This window comes from Saccharothrix stipae, from assembly GCF_054781895.1.
This window is the reverse complement of sequence record NZ_BAAGTN010000024.1, coordinates 1-15,034: the sequence shown is the minus strand read 5'-3', so window position 1 is coordinate 15,034 and position 15,034 is coordinate 1. Positions and strand designations below refer to the sequence as shown.

The 15,034-nt window shown below is 72.5% G+C and carries 15 protein-coding genes; 5 read left to right on the top strand and 10 right to left on the bottom strand.

The genetic code is table 11. The features are described from left to right. Positions 1-10 precede the first annotated feature (10 nt). The 4 genes from ACYVLT_RS36320 to ACYVLT_RS36305 all read left to right on the top strand — a co-directional run bounded on the left by ACYVLT_RS36320 (position 11) and on the right by ACYVLT_RS36305 (position 3,657). On the top strand, positions 11-1,129 hold the full coding sequence (locus ACYVLT_RS36320; RefSeq protein ID WP_461124702.1) for a sensor histidine kinase: 1,119 nt from the start codon (positions 11-13) through the stop codon (positions 1,127-1,129). Continuing rightward, entirely contained in the window at positions 1,122-2,225 is a 1,104-nt protein-coding gene (locus tag ACYVLT_RS36315) for a hypothetical protein (RefSeq protein ID WP_461124701.1), read from the top strand. The genes ACYVLT_RS36320 and ACYVLT_RS36315 overlap by 8 nt, the downstream gene beginning before the upstream one ends. Beyond that, positions 2,204-2,860: a response regulator transcription factor gene (locus tag ACYVLT_RS36310; protein WP_461124700.1), complete on the top strand. Its 657-nt coding sequence runs from the start codon at positions 2,204-2,206 to the stop codon at positions 2,858-2,860. Before ACYVLT_RS36315 ends, ACYVLT_RS36310 begins: the two co-directional genes overlap by 22 nt. A gap of 176 nt (positions 2,861-3,036) precedes the next feature. After that, positions 3,037-3,657, top strand: a complete 621-nt coding sequence (locus ACYVLT_RS36305; protein WP_461124699.1) for a hypothetical protein — start codon at positions 3,037-3,039, stop codon at positions 3,655-3,657. Between the two features lie 117 nt (positions 3,658-3,774). Here the strand turns inward: ACYVLT_RS36305 and ACYVLT_RS36300 are convergent, their stop codons facing one another. Both ACYVLT_RS36300 and ACYVLT_RS36295 read right to left on the bottom strand, forming a co-directional pair. Next, positions 3,775-4,764, bottom strand: a complete 990-nt coding sequence (locus ACYVLT_RS36300) for a hypothetical protein (protein WP_461124698.1) — start codon at positions 4,762-4,764, stop codon at positions 3,775-3,777. 100 nt (positions 4,765-4,864) lie between these two features. Then, the gene (locus tag ACYVLT_RS36295; protein ID WP_461124697.1) at positions 4,865-5,761 is read right to left on the bottom strand and encodes a helix-turn-helix domain-containing protein; all 897 of its coding nucleotides are present in this window, start codon (positions 5,759-5,761) and stop codon (positions 4,865-4,867) included. A gap of 225 nt (positions 5,762-5,986) precedes the next feature. Between ACYVLT_RS36295 and ACYVLT_RS36290 the strand changes: the two genes are divergently transcribed. Then, positions 5,987-7,255, top strand: a complete 1,269-nt coding sequence (locus ACYVLT_RS36290; protein WP_461124696.1) for a lysyl oxidase family protein — start codon at positions 5,987-5,989, stop codon at positions 7,253-7,255. A 75-nt stretch (positions 7,256-7,330) separates the two neighbouring features. Here the strand turns inward: ACYVLT_RS36290 and ACYVLT_RS36285 are convergent, their stop codons facing one another. The 8 genes from ACYVLT_RS36285 to ACYVLT_RS36250 are packed head-to-tail and all read right to left on the bottom strand — an operon-like array spanning position 7,331 to position 14,799. Continuing rightward, positions 7,331-8,275, bottom strand: a complete 945-nt coding sequence (locus tag ACYVLT_RS36285) for a PDR/VanB family oxidoreductase (protein WP_461124695.1) — start codon at positions 8,273-8,275, stop codon at positions 7,331-7,333. Positions 8,276-8,288: 13 nt separating this feature from the next. Then, entirely contained in the window at positions 8,289-8,513 is a 225-nt protein-coding gene (locus ACYVLT_RS36280) for a hypothetical protein (RefSeq protein ID WP_461124694.1), read from the bottom strand. After that, the gene (locus ACYVLT_RS36275) at positions 8,510-9,562 is read right to left on the bottom strand and encodes an aromatic ring-hydroxylating dioxygenase subunit alpha (protein WP_461124693.1); all 1,053 of its coding nucleotides are present in this window, start codon (positions 9,560-9,562) and stop codon (positions 8,510-8,512) included. Before ACYVLT_RS36275 ends, ACYVLT_RS36280 begins: the two co-directional genes overlap by 4 nt. Then, positions 9,559-10,911 (bottom strand): MFS transporter, encoded by a 1,353-nt coding sequence (locus ACYVLT_RS36270; RefSeq protein ID WP_461124692.1) that lies wholly within the window; start codon positions 10,909-10,911, stop codon positions 9,559-9,561. The genes ACYVLT_RS36275 and ACYVLT_RS36270 overlap by 4 nt, the downstream gene beginning before the upstream one ends. A 50-nt stretch (positions 10,912-10,961) precedes the next feature. After that, positions 10,962-11,420, bottom strand: coding sequence for a MaoC family dehydratase (locus tag ACYVLT_RS36265; protein ID WP_461124691.1), 459 nt, complete (start codon positions 11,418-11,420; stop codon positions 10,962-10,964). Positions 11,421-11,452: 32 nt separating this feature from the next. Beyond that, a complete protein-coding gene (locus ACYVLT_RS36260; RefSeq protein WP_461124690.1) occupies positions 11,453-12,979 on the bottom strand; it encodes an acyl-CoA synthetase in 1,527 nt (508 codons plus the stop codon). A gap of 10 nt (positions 12,980-12,989) precedes the next feature. Beyond that, positions 12,990-13,874, bottom strand: a complete 885-nt coding sequence (locus ACYVLT_RS36255; protein WP_461124689.1) for an amidohydrolase family protein — start codon at positions 13,872-13,874, stop codon at positions 12,990-12,992. Positions 13,875-13,887: 13 nt separating this feature from the next. Then, positions 13,888-14,799, bottom strand: coding sequence for an SDR family NAD(P)-dependent oxidoreductase (locus tag ACYVLT_RS36250; protein WP_461124688.1), 912 nt, complete (start codon positions 14,797-14,799; stop codon positions 13,888-13,890). Positions 14,800-15,034 lie beyond the last annotated feature (235 nt).

Genomic DNA, 15,034 nt, shown 5'->3' with positions numbered 1-15,034 from the left:
GAGGACCGCCATGTCGCCGCCTTCCCCGCGAGGTAGCGTCGAGGCCGAGTTCCTGACCGACGCCCGCAGGCTGGTTCGACCCGTACGAGGTGTCGGACTGCTCCTCATCAGCGTTTTCGGGGTCCTGACCGTGCCCGCCGAGGCCCTTGCGCTGGGACTCGCGCTGCTCGGGCTGGTGGTCGTCGGCGCCGTGGTGGACTGCTGGTCGGGGCTCTCCGGGCGTGCGGCCCCGTGGGCGCTCGGGTTCGCCGTGGCGCGTGTGGTGGCGGTCTGCGCGGCTCAGGAGTGGACCGGCGGACACCCGAACCTGTGGGCCCTCAACGTCCTGACCACCACGGCGATCACGTTGCAGTGGGAGTGGTCGCCGAAGGTCGCGGTACCCGTCACCGCCGGGTTGCTCGCGGTCGACCTCGCCGTGATCGGTTTCGGCGAAGGTGGGGCGGTCGTGCCCCGGCTGCTGGTCGAGTGCGCGCTGTCGCGCCTGGCGTTCGTGCTGCTGTGGCGGTCGAGCAGGCGCGTGGACGTGTTGCGGGCGCGCCGGGCGGACCTGGAACGGGCGGAGGCCCTCGCGCTGGAGCGCCACCGGAGGGAACGCGAGTACCTGGCGCTGCTGCACGACACGGCCTCGGCGACGTTCCTCCTGGTGGCCGTGCACGGGCGCGACGTCGATCCGACGCAGGCGGCCGGGTACGCCCGGCACGACCTGGCCGCGCTCACGGGGTCGGCGGGCGGGCCGACCGCACAGGACAGCCCGGTCGACCTGAACGCCTCGTTGCGCGCCGTCGTGGAGCGCGGCCCGCTGACCGTCGAGGCCCGGTGGTGGGACGCACCGCTGGTACCCGCGTCGGTGGCGCTCGCGCTGGTGCGCGCGTTGCGGGAGGTGCTGGCCAACGTCGAGCGGCACGCGGGCGTGGACACCGCGACGCTGGACGTCCGGGGCGACGGCGACGGCGTCGTCGTGGAGGTGAGCGACACCGGCGCGGGGTTCCGCCCCGAGGAGGTGCCGCACTACCGCCGCGGGCTCCGGGGCTCGGTCGTCGAACGCATGACCGGGGTCGGTGGCAGCGCCGCGATCACCTCGCGCCCCGGTGCGGGGACCTCGGTGCGGCTGGTGTGGCCGGGTGGCTGAGACCCTCGCCGCGGCGACCGCGGCCGACGACGTGCACGCCACCATGCGGCTCGCGCTGCTCGGCGTCGCCGGGGTGGTGCCCGCGCTGAGCGTGGCGCCGCTGGTCGCGCTCGAGTACCGATCGGGATGGGTCGCCGTCGCCGCTTTCACCGCGCTGGTGCTCGTCCCCGCCACCTGCGGTGCGTGGGTGGTGCGCCGGAGACCCCTGCCGACCGCCGTCGTGGTCGTCGGCACCGTCATGGTGCTGACCGCCGCACTGGGCGTGGTCGCCGTTCTGCCGGCGGACGGGCACTTCCGCGCACCGCACTGGTCGTTCGGCCTGGTGGGGTGGAACCTGTTGCTGCTGCTCCTCGACCGGGTCGCCGTGCTGCTCGCGGCGGTGGCCGTGCACGTGGCGGCGAGCGTCGCCCACTTCCTGCTGACCGGCGCGCCGGAGCACGCCGAGGTGGGCGTCGCGGGGGTGGTCGTGCTCAGCACCACCAGCATTCAGCTGGCCGTCGTGGTGATCACCCGGCTGCTGCGCCGCAGCGCCCGCCAGGCGACCGCGATGGCCGCCGAGCGGGACCGGATGGCGACCCGGGTGGCGCTGGCCGAGCAGTGGGAGCAGGAGCAGCGGATCGGCTTCGCCGGGCAGTTGGGCGTGACGCTGCCGTTGTTGGCGGACCTGGCCGACGGTGTGCTGGACCCCCGCGACGACGAGACCCGGCGGCGGTGCGCCCTCGCCGCCACCCAGCTGCGCAGGTTGTTCGCCGAGAACGACGACGTCCCCGACCCGTTGGTGCACGAGGTCACCGCGTGCGTCGACGTGGCCGAGCGGAGGGGCGTCGAGGTGTCGCTGGCGGTCAGCGGCACGCCCGTGCCGGTGCCGGCCGACGTGCGCCGTGAACTCACCGGCCCCGTTGTGGCCGCGTTGTCGGCGGCGCGGGCGCGCGCACGGGTGAGCGTGCTGCGCACCGACGAGGAGGTGCGGGTCGCCGTGGTCGCGGACGCCGGCGTCGAAGTGGCGGCCGCCCCCTCTTCGCGGGTCGAGGTGGACTGCGGGACCTATGGTGAGCACGTGCGGATGGAGGCCAAGTGGCGGCGGACGAGCGGTTGAGCGCGGTGGTCGTGGACGACCACCCGGCGGTGCGGGCCGGGGTCGCCCACTGGCTGTCGTCCGGCACGCCGCCGATCCGGCTGGCCGCCGCGGGCGAGGACGTGCGCGTCGCCTGGCTCGGTGAGGGCGCGGACGCCGACGTGGTCATCCTCGACCTGCACCTGGGTGGCCCGACGCCGGCGCTGGGTGACCTGCGGAGGCTGGCCCAGGCGGGCAGGCGGGTCGTGGTCTACTCGATGCGGGCCGACGACGACATCGCGCTGCAATGCCTGGAGCTTGGTGCGCTGAGCTACCTGACCAAAGCCGAAGGCGCCGACCACCTCCTGCAGGCCACGAGGGCGGCCGCGGCGGGCCGGGCGTACACCCCGCCGTCCCTCGCGGGCGCGCTCGCCGGCGACCGCTCCGACCAGCGGCCGGTGCTGTCGGCGCGGGAGACCGAGGTGCTGGTCGAGTGGTTCCAGTCGGAGTCCAAGGACTTCGTCGCCCAGCGCCTGGGGATCTCGCTGAACACGGTGAACTCCCACCTGGAGCGGATCAGGATCAAGTACGCGCTCAGCGGCCGCGAGGCGCCGACCAAGGCCGCCCTGGTGGCGCGCGCGATCCAGGACGGCCTGGTCCACCTCGACGACCTGTGACTGTGGTGTGAACGGACCACAGTGCGCCGACCCGAACGCGGATACGGTCCGGCCATGCGGTCGGGGGCGGCGACGTGCGAGCCCGGGCCGCACCGAGTCCTTCACCGAACCCGCCACGTCCCAGGCGGCAGCGAGGAGATCCGTTCATGCCCGTCAGTCGCACTTTGATCACTGCCGTGAGCGCGGCGGCGCTCCTGTCGTCGGCCTGCGGGAGCAGCACCGGGGGTAGCGCGGCACCGGCCTCGACCGGGTCCTCCACCGAGGCCTCGACCGGGACGTCGACCACGTCGGCAAAGTCGGGCTCCGCGACGGCGAGCTCGGCCAAGCCCAAGGCTGCCTCGGGTGACGTCACCCCGCCGGACACCGAGCTCAAGGTCGGTGATCGCGCGGTGGTGCCGTTCGAGTACGGCACCGACCAGAAGGGCACGATCGCGATCGTGGTCACCGCGATCGAGCAGGGCTCCAACGCCGACCTGGCCGCCTTCGGGGACAAGGCCAAGGGCATCACGCCCTACTACATCAGGGTTTCGGTGGAGAACGTCGGCGGCACCGACCTGTCCTACAGCTCGGTGCGCTTGCGGGCGGTCGGCGCGGACGGCCGGTCCACCGGCGTGATCATCACCGGCGAGACCCCCCAGTGCCAGTCGGAGACCGCGAAGAAGGACTTCACCACTGCGGGAGCGAAGTACGAGACCTGCGTCCTGCAAGGTGCCCGTGAGGGCGACGGAACCGTCGCGGGCGCGGAGTACAACGAGGGCGACGACTACCTGAAGTCACCGATCACCTGGAAGCGGTGACCACCAGGTCGGGCGTCATCGGACGGGCTTCGCCTGCTTGGTGAGCGCGGAGCACGGTGGTCGAGGCGCTCGGCAGGTCGGCCGGGCACCCGCACGAGCCGGCTCGGGTCCCGTCGGTCAGGGGCACCGCAGCGTCGCCAGCACCAGGTTCGGGTCGGTGGCGGTGGTGTAGGCGGCGCTGAGGACGTATGCGATGTCTCCGCGCACGGCCACCGAGGTCGGGTTCTGCAGGCCCTCGGCGGAGCCCAGCAACGTGGTGGCGGTGCCGTCGGGGGCGACGCGGACCAGCTCGCTCGGCCCGTTGAGGGTGGCCAGCACGTCGTCACCGAAGAAGGCGAAGTCGTCGACGCCGACCAGGCCGGTGGCGCGGACCTCGACCCGGCCGGACCGCCCGTGCCGCACCGGGATGCGCAACAGGGTGCCCCGGTCCAGGTTGGTGGCCCACACCGCCCCTCCGCGCACCTTCACGCCGTTGGCGCCCAGGAAACCGGTGGCGGTGAGTTCCGGGGCCGACGACCAGACCGCGGCCGTGCCGCCGCGCAGCGGCACGGCCAGGATCGCGCCGAGCACGGAGTCGGTGACGTAGAAGGTCCCGGCGCGTTCGTCGAGCGCCAGTCCGTTGGGCAACCCGTCCGCGGGCAGCGCGGCGATGCGCCGCGGCGTGCCGCCCGGCCGCAGGCGGTAGAGCCCCGTGGAACCGGCGTCACCGCTGGCGTAGAGGAAGTAGAGAGTCCCGTCGGTGGTGCGCACGATCCCGGTCGTCAGGGCGAAGCCCAGCACCGGGGTGCCCGCGCCGCCGTCCGCCGGCGCGGGCAGGGTGGCGAGGATCCGCGTGGTGCCGCCGGGCACGACCGCAGCGACCTGGCGGGCCCCTGCGAAGGTGACGTAGGCGGTGCCGTCCGGCGCCAGGGCGACGTTCTCCGGCATCTGCCCCTGAGCGAGGTCGAAGTGGGTCGCGATCCTCGACCGCACCACCACGTTCGGCGAAGCGGTCGATCCCTGGACCGCGGTCGGCGCGGTCGGCTCCGCCGCCGTGGCGGGGGACGCGGCGACCAGGGCGGCCGTTCCGGCCGCCACGACCGCGGCGACGATGGTCTTCCTGTGCATTGCTTCCTCGATTCCTCGGGTGTTTTCGGGCGCGTTCGACCGGTCTCCCCACGGGTGTGGGTCGACGGTCGGCGTTCAGGTGTGGGCGGGAGTCACCCGGCTACTCGCGCGACGGCTCCTTCGGCGCGTGCGCGGTCCTCGTCGGTGAGCGGGTGGCCGCGTCGTGCATCAACAGGGTCATGGCCGCGTGCGAGGGCGAACCGACCTCGGTGGTCGCCACCACGACGTGCTGCCCCGTCTCCGTCCGCAGGCTCTGCTGGGTGACGGTGAGGGCGCCCACCAGCGGGTGCCGCATCTCGTACACCGCGTCACCGCCGGACTTGATGCGGTGATCGCCCCACCAGGACGCGAACTCCGGGCTGCGCACCGACAGCTCACCCACCAGCGCGGCCAGCGCGGGGTCGTCCTGGTGCTGCCCGGACGCCAGCCGCAGCGTGCCGACGACGGCCTTCGCCTTGGCCGGCCAGTCGGCGTACAGCTCGCGGGTGTGCGCGTCCAGGAACACCAGGCGTGGCATGTTCGGCCGGTCCCGCGGCCGCTCGGGCGCGGCCGCGGCCAGGTGCCCGGCGAACAGCGAGTGCCCGGCCCGGTTCCAGGCCAGCACGTCACCGCGGTACCCCAGCACCACCGCCGGGACCTCCCCCAACGCCGCCAGCAGCTGCCGCACGGCCGGGACGACCCGTTCGACGTCGGACCGCCGCCGGCCGGGCCGCCGTCGTGACCCGGCCGCCAACTCGTGCAGGTGACGTCGCTCGGCCTCGTCCAGCCGCAGCGCCCCGGCCAGCGCGTCCAGCACCTCGGGCGACGCGTTGGGCGACTGCCCCTGTTCCAACCGCGAGTAGTAAGGGGCGCTCACGCCGGCCAGCATCGCCAGCTCCTCGCGCCGCAACCCTGGCACCCGGCGGCGGTCACCGTGATCGACCAGGCCGACGTCCTCGGGCAGCAGCCGCGCCCGACGGGCCTGGAGGAACTCGCCCAGTCGGCGCTTCGCGTCCATGGGACCAGTGTTCAGGTCACCGCCTCGTTGCAGCCACACCCTGTCGGGGTGCCCCTGAGCGGTCGACCGTCGGTCGGGGTGTGCCGCAGGTCCGCACCCACTTCGACGAGGCGATCTCGTTGTCGATGGACAGCCGGGGTGGACGGTCGGCTCCCCGATCGGCGGCGCACCCGATCGGGGTGCAGGGGCTGACAGCCGTCGCGCCGCGGGGCCAGGCTGGTCGGCATGAGGGGTGCGGGCGTGGTCGTGCCGGTGTTGGTGTCGCTGCTGACCGCCGCGGTTCCGGCGGCCGCGCGTGGTCCGGGCGTGGTGGTCGACTCGGACCGGTCGGCGTCCTGGCGCGGCTCGGTGGCCCGGGACGACCCGCGGGTGCGCGACGTGCCCGAGTGCCGGCCGGTGGGGTGCGACCGGGCCGAGGTGGCGGTGCGGCTGCCCGCGCGGCTGCGGGACCGGCCCGGCGGGGTCGAGCTGGCGATCCGCACGGTCGGCGCAACCCCGGACGACAGCCTGGGCTTCGCCGTCTACCGGGGTGGTCGCCGGGTCGCCCTCGCCGACGCGCAGATCGGCACGTCGCGCTCGGTGTGGCTGCCCAAGACCACCGCCCGCTACACCGTCTACGTCTTCCAGAACCCGTTCGTGCCCGAGCTGGCGTCCAGCTCCGTCCGGTACGAGGGGCTGGTGGAGAACGAGGACTCCCGCGTCGAACCCGCGCCGCGCGACCTGCTGCCCGACCTGGAGGCGTTGCCGCAGCGCTTCGCGACGTTCGACACGCCGCCGCCGTTCTTCGGCGACGCCGCCGAGCCCGGCTCGTCGTGCTTCCGCAGCGAGGTCGAGGAGCGGGACGCGCGGCTGTGCCTGCGGTTCGGTCAGGCCATGGCCAACACCGGCGACGGCCCGGTGGACGTCCGCTACCGCACGCCCGCCGGGCAACGGCCGCACGAGGTGCCCGGCGCCCAGCGCATCCACCGCTCCGACGGGACGTTCACCGACATCGCGTCCGTGGGCGCGATGCACTACCACCCGATCCACTCCCACTACCACTTCGAGGAGTTCTCGGTCTCCGAGCTGTGGGCGGTGGACGCCGCCGGGCGGCCGACCGGAACCGCCCCCGCCGCCACCGGGACGAAGAACGGCTTCTGCATGGCCGACACCGAACTGGCGTGGTGGGACCGGAAGGGCAACTCGCCGCAGACCTACCCGGCACCGCGCTGCCTGGCCCCCGAACCGGACTCGCCGGCCGGCGTCGACGCGTTCAAGAACGGCATCGCCCGGGGCTGGGCGGACGAGTACTGGTGGGCGCTGCCCGACCAGATGATCGAGGTCAGCGGCCTGGCGGACGGCACGTACGCACTCGTCACCCGCGTCGACCCCGGGAACAGGCTGCGCGAACTCGACGAGGGTGACAACTGCGTGCGCGTCCCCGTCACGCTGACCGGCCTCGCCACCGGCGCGCCGACGGCGGCGCTGGGGAACCCGGCCGTGCCCTGCGGCTGAACGCGCCGGTGCGGACGAGTGGCCGGGAGCCGTTCGCGACCGCGGGGTTGGTGATCGACCGGTCCGGCTCGCGGGTCACAGGTCGAGGACGAGCCGCGGGCCGCGCGACCGCGACACGCAGATCATCATCACGTCGCAGGCGGCCCGCTCCTCGGCGTTGAGCACCGAGTCCCGGTGGTCCGGAACCCCCTCCAGCACACCCGTCTCGCACGTGCCGCACGTCCCCTCCTGGCACGAGGACAGCACCGTGATCCCGGCCTCCTCCACCGCGTGCAGGATCGACTTCTCCTCCGGCACGACCAGCGTCCGACCCGACCGCGCCAACTCGACCTCGAACGACGTGCGCTCGCCGTCGCCGGTCTTGGGCGTGAAGCGCTCGACGTGCAGACGGGCGGGAGCGCGCTGCTCGACGGCGACGAGCAGCGGCTCCGGCCCGCAGCAGTAGACCTCCGCGTCCGCCACCAGGAACAAGTCCAGGTCCAGCAGCCCGGTCTCGTCCTGTGGCCGCACGACCACCCGGTCGCCGTACCGGTCGCGCAGTTCTCCGGCGAAAGCCATGGAAGACCGCGTCCGGCCGCCGTACAGCAACTGCCAAGACGCGCCACGAGCCGCGACGGCCCTGATCATGGGCACGATCGGGGTGATGCCGATGCCTCCCGCGATGAACAGGTAGCGGTCCGCCGTGACCAGCGGGAACTGGTTGCGGGGCCCTCGAACGCGCACCGTGCAACCCTCGGTGAGCGTCGAGTGCACGTGCCGCGAGCCCCCACGGCCGGCGGGCTCGTGCAGCACCGCCACCTGGAGCACCGAACGGTCCGCCGGGTCGCCGCACAGCGAGTACTGGCGGACGAGGTCCGGACCGAGCACGAGGTCCACGTGGGCGCCGGGTTCCCAGGCGGGCAGCGGTTCGCCGTGCGGGTGGCGCAGGGTCAGCCGCACGACGCCGTCGGCGATGAGCTCCTTGCGCTCCAGCAGCACGTCGAGCTCCACCTGTGCCCGTGGCTCGGTGGACGCGGTCATCGGGGGCTCCTGTTCAGCGATGGGCGCCGACCGGCTGCCGGTCGGCCGTCGGCGGGGGCACGGCCGCGCGCGGGTCGTGCCCCTCCGGGTGGGCCAGCAGCCAGTCCCACAGCTGCGCCGGGTCGTCCGAGTCGTGCTCGGCGCCGCAGTGGCACACGCCCACCAGCAGGTCGGTGCCCGGCTTCCAGTGGATGCGGTAGACCTTGTCGCCGCGCAACATCGAGACCCGGTCGCTCATGTCGCCGCCGCCTTCGCGGGATCGTCGGCCTCGGCCACCATGCGCTTGAGGATGCGGCGTGCCGCCAGCCCGCCGGTGTCGATGTTGATCGACAGTTCCTGGTAGTCCGGCGGCTCGGTCTGGATCACGCGCTCCAGGATGTCCAGCGCGGTGACGTCCTGGAGCACCACCGTGCGGTTGCTCTCGCTCAGGAAGTCCGACACCTCCTGGTCGTCCAGCGCGAAGTCCCTCGCCACGGCCCAGAAGTCGTGCGTGCTGTGCTCGGTCTCGGGTGTGATGGCGTAGACGACCTCGACGTGGAAGCCGTGCGGGTCCGAGCCGTCGGCCTCGGGCAGCACGCCGACCGGCGCGACCCGGCTGTGCAACAGGTACAGGCACGGCGGGTGGTACTCGATGTCCTGCCAGCGCGTGATCCGGCCCTCGATCCCGGTGGACTTGGCGTAGAACGGCGGGCACGCGGCGTCGGCCATGTGCCGGCTGACGTAGACGATCCCGTTGTCCTCGTCGACCTCGGTGGTGATCGGCGTGTTCGCCACCTCGGGGGTGCCGATGTACCCGCCGTGCAGGTAGGTCTCGTGCGACAGGTCCATCAGGTTGTCCACCAGCAGCTCGTACCGGGCGGCCAACGGCTCCATCCCGGACACCGTGGTGTAGGCCGGGTCGGCGAGCCAGGGCGCCCGGGGGATCAGCGCCCGGTCGGCCCGGTCGCGCTCGCCGATCCACACCCAGACGAACGAGTCCTGCTCCACCACCGGGTAGGACGGCACCCGCGCGGTGCGCGGGATCCGCGCCTGCCCCGGCACGAACACGCAGCTGCCGGTCGTGTCGTAGGTGAAGCCGTGGTAGCCGCAGACGATCGTGTCGCCTTCCAGCCTGCTCTCCGAGAGCGGGTAGCGCCGGTGCACGCACCGGTCGGCCAGCGCCACCACCTCGCCCGCCTCACTGCGGTAGAACACCAGCGGCTCGCCCAGGATCGTCCTGGCGAACAGCTCGCGGCCGATCTCGCGGCCATAGGCCGCCACGTACCACTGGTTACGCGCGAACGTCATGATTTGGCAACCTCCTGCGGTGGCAAGGTCGGGGTGGTCGGGTCCACGAGTCCGGTCCGGTGCGTCTCCGGCACGAACGCGATCGCGACGAGGCTGATGAGGCAGATGGCGGCGAGGTACAGGGCGGTCGACGCCGACGTGCCGGTCCTGGCGTACAGCGAGGTCGCGATCAGCGGCGCCAGCCCACCGCCGAAGATCGCGCTGAGCTGGTACCCCAGCGACGCGCCGCTGTAGCGCACCCGCGTCGGGAACAACTCGGCGGCGATGGCCGCCTGCGGGCCGTACATCGCGGACAGGAACGTCACCGCCACCACCAGGCCCACCAGCACCGCCGCCGGGCTGCGGGTGTCGAGCAGCATGAACAGCGGCAACGACCAGAGCGCGGACAGGGCCGCGCCGGCCAGGAAGACCTTGCGGCGGCCGAGCCGGTCGGACAACGCGGACAGCGCCGGCGTCGCCACCAGCTGCACCACGCTCGCGAGCAGCACGAGCAGCAGCACCGTGCTCCGCGACATCCGCAGCGGACCGGTGGTGTAGGACAGGACGTAGACCAGGGTGATGTAGCCGATGGTGTTCGCGGCCATGAACGCCAGACCGGCCAGCACGACGCGCCGCCAGTGGTCGCGCAGGAGTTCCACCACCGGCATCCGGGAGTCCGCCCGCGCCCGTTTGGCCGCCAGGAACAGCGGCGACTCCTCCAGCCGCAGGCGGACGTACAGGCCGACCGCGATCAGGACCGCGCTGAGCAGGAACGGCACCCGCCAGCCCCACGAGGCGAACTGCTCGCGGCTGAGCGCCGAGCTCATCGTGAGGAACACCAGGTTCGACAGGATGATCCCGGCGGGCACGCCCATCTGCGGGAAGCTGCCGTAGAAGCCCCGGCGGGACCCCGGCGCGTGCTCCACCGCGACCAGGACGGCGCCGCCCCACTCGCCACCCACCCCGAGGCCCTGCACGAGCCTCAGCACCACCAGCAGGACCGGCGCCCACGCCCCGATCTGGGCGTAGGTCGGCAGCAGGCCGATGAGCACCGTCGCCACGCCCATGACCAGCAGGGACGTGACCAACATCGACTTGCGGCCGACCCGGTCGCCGTAGTGACCCATGACGACGCTGCCGAGCGGCCGGGCCAGGAAGCCGACCGCGAAGGTGGACAAGGAGGCCAGCGAGGCGGCGAGGGGCGACAGGGACGGGAAGAACTGGGTGCCGAAGACCAGCGCGGCGGCGTTGGCGTAGATGAAGAAGTCGTACCACTCGATCGCGGTGCCGATGAAGCTCGTGCCCGCGATCCGGCCGATGGACGGTGTTCCGCTGGAGTCCTGCCCGGAACGGGCCGGCGTCACTGCCATGGATGCCTCCGCTGCGAGGGCGGGTGTGCTGCCGGTCCGCGGCGCGGACCTCAGGTGTAGTGGCGCAACACCGCTTGTGCGACGCAGGCGGGCTTGTCGACGCCGTCGATCTCGACCGTGAAGTCGATCAACATCTCCACGCCGTCGCCCTTGACGTCGGTGACGCCGCCGACGGCGCCGTGCAGCCGGATCTTGTCACCGACCCGCACCGGTGACGGGAACCGGACCTTGTTGAGCCCGTAGTTGACGCTCATGGTCACGCCGTTGATCTTCAGCAGCGCGGTGAACAGCGGGATGATCAGCGACAGCGTGAGGTACCCGTGCGCGATCGTGCCCCCGAACGGGCCGTCGGCGGCCTTGTCGACGTCCACGTGGATCCACTGGTGGTCGTCGGTGGCCTCGGCGAACAGGTTCACCCGGTCCTGCGTGATCTCCAGCCACCCGGTGTGGCCGAGATCGGTGGCGGCGAGCGCTTTCAGGCCGTCGATGCCCTCTGCGGTGATCTCCATGCGGCGTGTCTCCTGTGGACTGTGTGATCGGGTCAGCTCGCGCCGTAGCGGGCGCGCACGAGTTTCTTCAGCAGCTTTCCGGTGGCGCTCTGCGGCAGCTCGTCCACGAACACCACGGACTTCGGGATCTTGTAGCCGGCCAGCCGGTCGCGCAGGAACGCCAGCACGTCCTGCTCGCTGGCCGCTTCCGCACCGGGGTTGACCGTGACGACCGCCCGGCCCACCTCACCCCACCGGGCGTCGGGGACGCCGATCACGGTGCACTCGGCGATCGCGGGGTGCTCGTGCAGGACGCTCTCGACCTCGGCGGGGTAGATGTTCTCCCCGCCCGAGATGATCACGTCCTTGAGGCGGTCGACCACGGCGATGTAGCCGTCCTCGTCCGGTGTGGCGATGTCGCCGGAGTGGAACCACCCGTCGGGGCCGAAGGCCCGCGCCGTCTCCGCCGGGCGCTGCCAGTAGCCGCGCATCACGTTGGGGCCGCTGATCACGATCTCGCCCTTCTCACCGGGCGCGACGTCGGTCAGACCCGGTCCGACCACGCGCACGTCGGTGAAGAAGTGCGGCACCCCGGCGGTGCCCGCCTTGGCCTCGCTCATCTCCTTGGTCAGGTACAGGGCGCCGGGCGAGGTCTCGGTCATGCCGTAGCCCTGGCTGAAGGACAGGCCGCGGCGCTGGTAGGTGCGGATGGTCGACGCCGGCACCGGCGCGCCGCCGCAGTTGACCTGCCGCAGGCTGGACAGGTCCGCCTCCTCCCAACGCGGGCACGCGGCGATCGCGTTGTACATGGTGGGAACGCCGAACATGTAGGTGACGCGGTGGGTTTCGACCTGGTCGAGCACCTCGGCGGCGTCGAAGGCGGACATCAGGACGACCGTGCCGCCCTTGATGAGCGTGGGCAGGCAGGTCATGTTCAGCCCGGCGGTGTGGAACAGCGGCGCGACGACCAGCGTCACCTCGTCACTGGCCAGGTCGACGTCGACCAGCACGTTGACGGTGTTCCAGGTGATGTTGCCGTGGGTCAGCACGGCGCCCTTGGGCCGCCCGGTCGTGCCCGAGGTGTACATGATCAGGCAGAGGTCGTCGAGCGTGACCGGTTCGTCGATCGGATCGGCCGCGGACGACGCGATCACCTCCTCGTACGAGGACTCGCCCGCGGCGGGGTGGTCGAGCGCGATGACCCGCAACGGCCCCACGTCGCCGCGGACCGCCTGGACGAGGGCCGCTTGCTCCGGGGCGTACACCAGCACGCCGCTGCCGGAGTCGGTCAGCACGTGCGCCACCTCCGCGGGCGCCAGCCGCATGTTCACCGGGACGAACACCGCGCCGAGCACGCCCGCGGCGAACAACGTCTCCAGGAAGGCGGGGTGGTTGGGCCCCAGGTAGGCGACCCGGTCGCCCCGGCCCACACCGGCCCGCCGCAGGCCGTGCGCCAGCCGGAGCACCCGCTCGTGCAGTTGCCGGTAGGTCGATGCGCGACCTCGGTGGATCACCGCCACCTTGTCCGGCGTCTTGCGGACCCGCCGTGCGGTCCACGAGCCGATGCCCTGGTTGCGCATGACGACCCCCTCAGTCCTTGACCAGGCCCAGCAGGCGGGCGGCGTTGTCCTTGAGGATCTTGGGCCGGACCTCGGGCTTGATGTCCAACGCCGCGAAGTCGGCGAGCCAGCGGTCGGGGGTGATGACGGGGTAGTCGGAGCCGAACAGCACCTTGTCCTGCAACAAGGAGTTCGCGTAGCGGACGAGCTGTGGTGGGAAGTACTTCGGCGACCAGCCCGACAGGTCGATGTGGACGTGCGGCTTGTGCGTGGCCACCGCGAGCGCCTCGTCCTGCCAGGGGAACGACGGGTGGGCCAGGATAATCCGCAGCTCCGGGAAGTCGACCGCGACGTCGTCGACGAGCATCGGGTTGGAGTACTTGAGCCGGATCCCGCCACCGCCCGCCACCCCGGCGCCGATACCGGTCTGCCCGGTGTGGAACAGCGCGGGCACGCCGAGTTCCTCGATCACCTCGTAGAGCGGGTAGGCGAGGCGGTCGTCGGGCGCGAACCCCTGCAGGCTCGGGTGGAACTTGAAGCCGCGGACCCCGTGCTCCTCCACCAGCCGCCGCGCGGTCCGCGCGCCCGCCCGGCCGCGCCAGGGGTCGACGCTGGCGAACGGGATGAGCGTGTCGGGGTGCTCCGCGCACGCCTGTGCGACCTCTTCGTTGCCGATGGGCGGGTGCCCGGTGGCGTGCTCGGCGTCGACGGTGAACACCACGGCGGCCATCCGCCGTTCGCGGTAGTACGCCGCCATCTCCGGGATCGTGGGCTGGCGGTGGCCGTGCGCCTTGAAGTACTTCTCCGACGCGGCGAGCAGGTCGGGCGGCAACGAGGGCCGACCGTCGGCGGAGACCTCGGCGTGGGTGTGGACGTCGATGGCCACCAGCCCGCGGACGTCCGGCGAAGTGGTCATGGCGGGACTCCCCTCACGCGGTCGGTGCTTGGGGGGCGGGAATGCCGTAGGTCTCGGGTCGTCGTCCCACCGAGGTGGCCCACGCCGCCGCGAGGGCGTCCGCGTCCCAGCCACCGTCGCTGTAGGCCGCGCTGACCTCCTCCGGGTGCGACCACAGCGACACCTTGTCGCCGCCGATGCCGATGGCCTGGCCGGTGATCCCCCGGGCCGCGTCGGAGGCCAGGAAGACCAGCAGCCCGGCGGCGTCCTCCGGCGTGCCGAACCCCTCGCCCTTGCGCAGCCACGCCGGGAGGGGCTCGCCCCGCAGCTCGGCGGCCTCGACGAAGGGCGCGAACGCCGGGATGGTCCTGGTCATCGCGGTGGCCGCGACCGGGATGACGGCGTTGACCGCGATGCCCGCCTTGGCGCACTCCATCGCCCAGGTGCGCACCATGCCGACGACGCCCGCCTTGGCCGCGGAGTAGTTGGTCTGCCCGAAGTTGCCGCGTTGTCCCGCCGGTGAGCCGACGACGACGATGCTGCCCCCGTCACCCTGTTCGCGCATCCGCCGCACGGCGGCCCGGACGCAGGTGAACGTGCCGCGCAGGTGCACGTCGACGACCGTGTCGAAGTCGTCGTCGGTCATCTTCCACAGCACCCGGTCGCGCAGCACGCCCGCGTTGGTCACCAGCAGGTCCAGCCGGCCGAACTCCTCGACGGCACGTCCGACCAGGCGGTCGGCCACCTCGCTCGGACCCACCGCGCCGACCTCCGCGATCGCGGTGCCGCCCGCCGCCGCGATCGCCTCGGCGGCCGCTTTCGCCGCCTGCTCGTCGGCGTCGTTGACCACCACCGAGGCGCCCGCGCCGGCCAGGGCGGTGGCGTAGGCGAGCCCGAGCCCCCGTCCGCCACCGGTGATCACCGCGACCTTGCCCGCCAGATCCATGTGAGCCCCTCCCGCCGACCCGTGCTCGAACCGGCACGCTTGAAGTTAGGCTTATCCATGTCGGTCGTCAAGAATCTGCCTAACGTCATGCGGTGAAGGAGGGCACCATGGAGGGCACGGGCCGCACTCATCCGGTGATCACGGGTGGCGATCCGCCGACTCAGGACGCGCAGGTCCGGCCGCAGTCGTTGATGTTGAGCTTCCTGGGCATCCACGTGCTCAACCGCGACCTCGC